Genomic DNA, 5,804 nt, shown 5'->3' with positions numbered 1-5,804 from the left:
GTGTTTCCGACTCTATCAGACCGTTTCCCGATCCGATTTCCTCGGTGCTTTCCAGAAGAGCGATTCGCTCGCTTTCCTTTCCGGCGGTTCCGACTCTACCAGACCCTTTTCGGTGTCCGACCCCCAGTCAGCGGGGTCCTGCTTTCATCTCCGAGCCTTTCGGCTTTTCGATGTCCACTACGTTAACCGACTTCCCTGAAGGCACATAATCGAGCTCACAGGGTCGAAAATCGGCATGCAGAAAAGGGGCCCTCGCGGGCTCGTTGTCGGTAGTGGTGGGCCGCCTCCGGACGGTGACTGAACGTCGACCGGCGCAAAGCGGCTTCGGCTACATTACGGACCGGCCGGAGGGGAGTCAAGCTCGGCGGGCGCGGGGGGCGTGGGCCCGGTAGGGGCTGACCGTGGGGTCACCGTCGATCCAGAAGCGCCAGGGGTGCACTCCGCCCGGGCCGGACACTCCGGTCCGAGGGCCGGTGCGCACCTGCTCGGGCGGGACGGGCGTGCCGTGCAACACCGGAAGGGTGGCGGCGGGACCACCGGCAGGCGTCGGCTCCGTCGAGGGTCCGGTCGACGTCCAGGGCGGCGGCCAGACGCGCCGGCCCTTTGGCCAATTCCTTGTCGCTTCGGGCCGAGAGTCGACGTTTGCGAGCCAGCTCCGCGCCTTCCGTGATCTGTCCCGCGCGCAGGAGCACCCCGCTCGCGAAGCCCTCGGGGCCGAGGTTCATGCAGTGCCACATGCTGTAGGTAACCCACTGAACATGTATGTCGTTGCGTCATCATCGGCAAGGCGACGACAAGCAGGAGAGAAAAACAGGTGCGAGCGATCATCTACGCCAGGCTCAGCCCGACCCCGAGGGGCGAGGAGTCCAAGAGTGGGAACCTCACGCAACAGGTTGCACTGAGCCAGGAACTGTGCGACCGGAACGGCTGGACGGTTGTCGAGGTCATCACAGAGAAGGACTCTTCGGCGTCGAAGTTCCGCGTCGTTGAGGGCCGCAAGGTGTCGGCTCGCGGTAAAGGCTGGAGGCGCGTGGTCGAGCTGGTTCGTACGGGTACGGCTGATGTAGTCGTAGCCAGGCACTACGACCGCCTCTACCGCACGACACGAGACCTGGTCGAGTTGGTGGACCTGGCCGAGGAGACCGGCGTTCATCTGGCCGCCGCACAGGCTCAGGGAGTCCTGGACTTGGCAACCCCTTCGGGTCGTCTGGCTGCTCGCATCGGTGCTGCGGTAGCCGAGAACGAAACCGAGATGCGAGTAGAGCGTCAGGTGCTCGGTCATCAGCGCCGCAGGGAGTCGGGCAGGCCCTTCTGGAGCACTCGCCCCTTCGGCTTCGAGCGCGACGGCACGCATCGCGATGAGGAGGCGGAAGCCCTGCGCCAGGCGTACCGGGATGTCCTGGCCGGTGCCTCGCTGTGGTCCATCGCGAAGGACTGGAACGCTCGTGAGCTGCTCTCGCCGCACGGCAAGGAGTGGCGTAGCTCGAACCTCCGGGGCGTCCTCTTGAAGCCGAGGAACGCGGGCATCCAGACGTACTCCCAGTGGGTCGAGAAGTCGGATGGGCGACGCGTGCGGGTGACCGAGGAGACCGGCACAGGCAACTGGGAGCCGATCGTCTCCGAGGGCATGTTCCGGGCACTGGTACGCCACCTGAGCGACCCTGAGCGCAACACGGGCGGCGGAGGGAAGCGCAAGGCTCTGTTGTCCGGCGTGGTCCGCTGCTCGAAGTGTCAGGCCGTCGTGACGCAGGGATGGAGCCGGAAGGACGCGGCAGGCGAGCGGTACCGCATCTATACCTGTTCGGGTGGCCGGTGCATCACCTGCCCAGCAGACCCGCTCGACTCCTACGTGGTCCGGCAGGTCATCTCCCGAGCCGAGGAGTGCAACCAGGCTCCGGCCACTGATGCCGCAGACGAGGAGCGCGAAGCCGAGCTACTGGCCGAGGAGGTGGCCACATCCGAGAGGCGTACCGCCCTGGCGGAGATGTTCGCCGTAGGGGACATCGACGCATCGACCATGCGCGCAGGCATCGGCAGGTGTGATGCCGACCTGGCGAAGATCCGGACCGAGCTTGCGGACCTGGCAGCGAAGCGGGTACGTGTCGACCTGGGGGACGTCGAGTATCTGTGGGAAGAACTGGACTACGAGGACCCCGACCGCATCGACTACGTGCGGACCGTCGTCATGCAGGTCTGCGAGCGAGTGGTGCTGATGCCGCGCGGTCGAGGGGTCCGAGGCTTCAAGGCCGAGCACTGCCGGATCACGTACCGGAACCCCTGAGATCCGACCACGGAGAGTCGAGCCGGCCGGCGGCACTCAGTGGGCACGGGCCCTGTCTGACGAGAGTCGGGGGCCCTTCGTCATGCTCGGCGAGGAAGAACCAAACATCTTTCAGAGCCTCTGTGCGCCCCTCTCCCCCAGTCTTCTTCGAGGACCGGCTCAGCATCCAATGGCACCAGACGACTTACACAAGATCGCTGACACGCCCGGGCGTGACCTATGAAGCGGAGTGCCTGCACTGCAAGTGGAAGGCGGAGCCGTCGACGGACGGTGCGGCGGTCGGCATCGAGTGCAAGAGCCATACCGGCGTGAGCCACCATCGTGGCTTCCGGCGGCTCTGCACGTCGTTCGCCACGGTCGTACGGGCCGAGCCGGATAGACCCCCGGCGCACTGAGGGACGGCGAGCAACACAGACCAGAGGTGCGCTGAGTGCCCACTGGGTGCTGCGTTTGGGGCAGCGAGCGTTCGAGTTGGCCTGGGGGTGAGATGTGTCAGTGGTGCCGGTTACGGTGCGGGGCATGACAGGTTGGATCGAAAGTGGCGTCATCTCATGGGTGGAAGAGAAGCGGTATGAGGACGAAACCGTCCTGGTGTACTTCAAGGGCGTCGGCCTGACCGACATGGTGGAAGGGCTGATCGCGCAGCATCGGCCGCCGTTCGCCCACGGCGGCGACGTTGCCCCCGGCAAGTGGGGGGTGATCGTGCACCCGATGCACAACCCGTCTCGCGACGACTTCGACCCGATCGACTACCGCAAACTGTGCCCTCTCGGGTCCGAACTGGTGTTGTTCGAGCCCAACCCCTGCATCGCCAAGGCGCACGGCCCCAAGGCGTACCACTACAGGGACGGTCGGGCTTTGTCCTGCATCGACTACGAGGACCCCGACTACATCGGGGAGTACTGGCCGAACGAGCTGGCATCCCTCATCACGGCCGCCGGGTTGGACCGCGAGGACTGGAACTACGAGGAGCAGCTGACCCGACTGATCAGTGACCACCTGGGGCTGCCCCCGCTGGACCGCGGCACCATCACGGTGGACCGGGACCTCATCGCTTCCTATTTCTAGACCGCACACGCGGTCCTCGGCGTCACAGGCACTCAACCTTCGATGAGAACCGCTCAACACTTACTGCGACGGCAGTGGCTTGCCCTCCTTGCCCAGCAGTGCGGCGAGCGGGGGTCCGGAGTGCTGCGCCATGCGCCGGTACTCGTGCTGGGAGACTCCGCCCCACGGGCGGTCATGGCCGAATCTGATAGCCACCGAGTGTGGCTCCTTCCTGTGAGGCGCACACGGATGCGCCAGTGACCCCCGCCGGATGGCGGGACATGTGCCTCCCTTTCGTTGCGGGGGTGGACCGCACGGATGGCGCGGTCTCTCTTCACAGGTGGACGCCCAAGCCTTCGGGCCTGGACTCGGTCTCGTGCGGTCAGGAACGACGGCGGCGACCTGGCCGAGGGATCTTGCCCGAAGGAGGGAGGACCCCGTTCAGGGAGCCCTCCCATGTGGTGCGCCCGTCGATAGTCACTCGACCGGCCAGGAACGCGTCACGCGCCGCGCTCGCGAACGATCACACATCTTCCGACCCCGCTTCCGCGCCGACTCACCGCCGAGCCGCGAGAGAGGCGCACAGCGGCTCAGGCCTCAGCGGGCGGTTTGACTCTCGGGCTGAGTCGGTACGCCGAGACCGTTGGATCACCGGCGAGGTAAAAGCGGTGCTGCCAGTCGTGGGCTTTACTCACACCCACCCGCGGGCCAACCCGGATGAGCGCATCGGGTACCAGCTCGCCCTCGGACAGCACGACCAAGGTGCCTGTCAGGAGGTCTGCACCGTTGTGCTCTGCCGTGATGCCGAGTGCCTGGCCGAGGTTCCCCGGACCTCGGGCGAGACGTGGACTCTCGACCCTCTCCCCTCGCCGCTTGCGTGCCAGGTCTTCCCCCTCGATGACCCTGCCTGCCCGGATGAGGACACCCGAGGCGATGCCGTCCGTCCCGGTGACGACGTTGGCGCACCAGTGGAGACCGTGGGAGCGGTAGACGTAGAGGTGTCCTGCGGGCCCGAACATGGTGGCGTTGCGGGCGGTACGGCCCCCGTAGGCGTGGGAGGCTGGGTCAGCCGTACCGGAGTACGCCTCGGTCTCCGTGATGACGATGCTCACGTTCCCCTCGGGGGTCTTGCAGGTGAGGACGCTACCGAGCAGCCTGGGGGCGACTTCTTCGGCAGGGTGGGCGAGGAGATCGACGTTCATGCTGACTGCCTTGACATGCCGTAGGTGAAGTACACGTACACATGCCCGGGCGGGCCGAACATCACGGCGTTCCGGGCGGTGAGGCCGCGGTAGGCGTGGGAACCGGGGTCGATGGTCCCCGCGTACGCCTCGACCTCGGTGAGCCGGAGCACGATCGGACCGGTGGGCGAGTTCCGCACCAGGAGGCGACCGAGCAGGTCGGGGGCGACCTCCAGCACGGGGCGGTCGAAGAAGTCCCGGGGCAACGGCATACGGTCGGGGGGCTCGGTCATGCGTTCCGAGCGTAGTGCAGTGATCGTGCGGCGGGAGCGGGCCGGGGCGAACCCCGGAACCGACTCCGGTCGGCGCGCGTTCCTATGGGGCGAGGATCAACCAGCACAGGCTCTGGGCCTGGAGGGAGAGTCATGGGGTTCAAGAAGCTGCTTGCGAGCCTGGGGGCCGGCGGCGCCTCGGTCGAGACGGTGCTCAACGAGGTGAACGTGGTTCCCGGCGGGGTGGTGCAGGGCGAGGTCCGCATCCAGGGCGGTTCGGTGAACCAGAAGATCGAGGCGCTCTCGGTCGGGTTGCAGGCCAAGGTCGAGGTGGAGAGCGGGGACCAGGAGTACCACCAGGACATCGAGTTCTCCAAGCAGCGGCTCGGCGGGGCGTTCGAGCTCCAGGCCGGTGCGGTGCACGCGGTCCAGTTCGGGTTGGAGATCCCGTGGGAGACGCCGATCACCCACTTCGCCGGTCAGCACCTGCGCGGAATGAACATCGGGGTGTCGACGGAGCTGGAGATCGCGCGCGCGGTCGATTCCGGTGACCTGGATCCGATCAACGTGCACCCGCTGCCCGCGCAGCAGGCGATCCTCGACGCGTTCGCAGAGCTCGGGTTCCGTTTCAAGAACGCCGACATGGAACGGGGACACATCCGCGGTACCCGGCAGCAGCTGCCGTTCTACCAGGAGATCGAGTTCCTTCCGCCGCAGCAGTACCACGGGCTGCACCAGGTGGAGCTGAGCTTCGTCGCGGACGGCGTCGGGATGGACGTCATCCTGGAGATGGACAAGAAGCCGGGCCTGTTCCGCGAGGGCGGTGACAGCTACCGGGCCTTCAATGTGGGGCTGAACGACTTCCGGGAGACGAACTGGACCGCGTACCTCAACCAGTGGCTGTCGGAGGTCGGCGGAAAGCGCAACTGGTTCTAGCTTGATCTTTAACCTGTGCGGCGTGGGCGAGGAGAAGTGGACTTCTCCGCTTTCGATTTCGTGATGCCCGTTTTGCGGACTGTGTGG

Annotated in this window: 6 protein-coding genes and 2 pseudogenes; 4 read left to right on the top strand and 4 right to left on the bottom strand. The window is 66.3% G+C overall.

The genetic code is table 11. The features are described 5' to 3' along the window. Positions 1 to 355 precede the first annotated feature (355 nt). Positions 356 to 752: pseudogene (locus tag ABT092_RS30675) on the bottom strand (DNA-3-methyladenine glycosylase); the annotation flags it as partial. Positions 753 to 814: 62 nt separating this feature from the next. Here ABT092_RS30675 and ABT092_RS30670 point away from each other — a divergent pair. From ABT092_RS30670 to ABT092_RS30665, 3 genes are all read left to right on the top strand, one after another. Next, positions 815 to 2,281, top strand: coding sequence for a recombinase family protein (locus tag ABT092_RS30670; RefSeq protein ID WP_351249754.1), 1,467 nt, complete (start codon positions 815 to 817; stop codon positions 2,279 to 2,281). Positions 2,282 to 2,403: 122 nt separating this feature from the next. Then, positions 2,404 to 2,676 (top strand): DUF7848 domain-containing protein, encoded by a 273-nt coding sequence (locus ABT092_RS31070; protein ID WP_502968542.1) that lies wholly within the window; start codon positions 2,404 to 2,406, stop codon positions 2,674 to 2,676. A 124-nt stretch (positions 2,677 to 2,800) separates the two neighbouring features. Beyond that, the gene (locus tag ABT092_RS30665) at positions 2,801 to 3,349 is read left to right on the top strand and encodes a hypothetical protein (protein WP_351249752.1); all 549 of its coding nucleotides are present in this window, start codon (positions 2,801 to 2,803) and stop codon (positions 3,347 to 3,349) included. A 60-nt stretch (positions 3,350 to 3,409) separates the two neighbouring features. On the opposite strand, the gene ABT092_RS30660 is transcribed toward ABT092_RS30665, so the two are convergent. The 3 genes and pseudogenes from ABT092_RS30660 to ABT092_RS30650 all read right to left on the bottom strand — a co-directional run. Next, positions 3,410 to 3,544 (bottom strand): hypothetical protein, encoded by a 135-nt coding sequence (locus tag ABT092_RS30660; protein WP_351249750.1) that lies wholly within the window; start codon positions 3,542 to 3,544, stop codon positions 3,410 to 3,412. Between the two features lie 374 nt (positions 3,545 to 3,918). Continuing rightward, on the bottom strand, positions 3,919 to 4,530 hold the full coding sequence (locus tag ABT092_RS30655; protein WP_351249748.1) for a DNA-3-methyladenine glycosylase: 612 nt from the start codon (positions 4,528 to 4,530) through the stop codon (positions 3,919 to 3,921). Positions 4,531 to 4,544: 14 nt separating this feature from the next. After that, a pseudogene (locus ABT092_RS30650) lies at positions 4,545 to 4,802 on the bottom strand (DNA-3-methyladenine glycosylase); the annotation flags it as partial. A gap of 132 nt (positions 4,803 to 4,934) precedes the next feature. Between ABT092_RS30650 and ABT092_RS30645 the strand changes: the two are divergent. Continuing rightward, positions 4,935 to 5,717 (top strand): sporulation protein, encoded by a 783-nt coding sequence (locus ABT092_RS30645; RefSeq protein WP_351249746.1) that lies wholly within the window; start codon positions 4,935 to 4,937, stop codon positions 5,715 to 5,717. Positions 5,718 to 5,804 lie beyond the last annotated feature (87 nt).

Origin of the sequence: Streptomyces sp. NPDC002490 (assembly GCF_040296045.1) — a bacterium.
Lineage (GTDB): Bacteria > Actinomycetota > Actinomycetes > Streptomycetales > Streptomycetaceae > Streptomyces.
The sequence above is the reverse complement of the archived record's forward strand: the minus strand, read 5'-3'. Positions and strand labels throughout refer to the sequence as shown.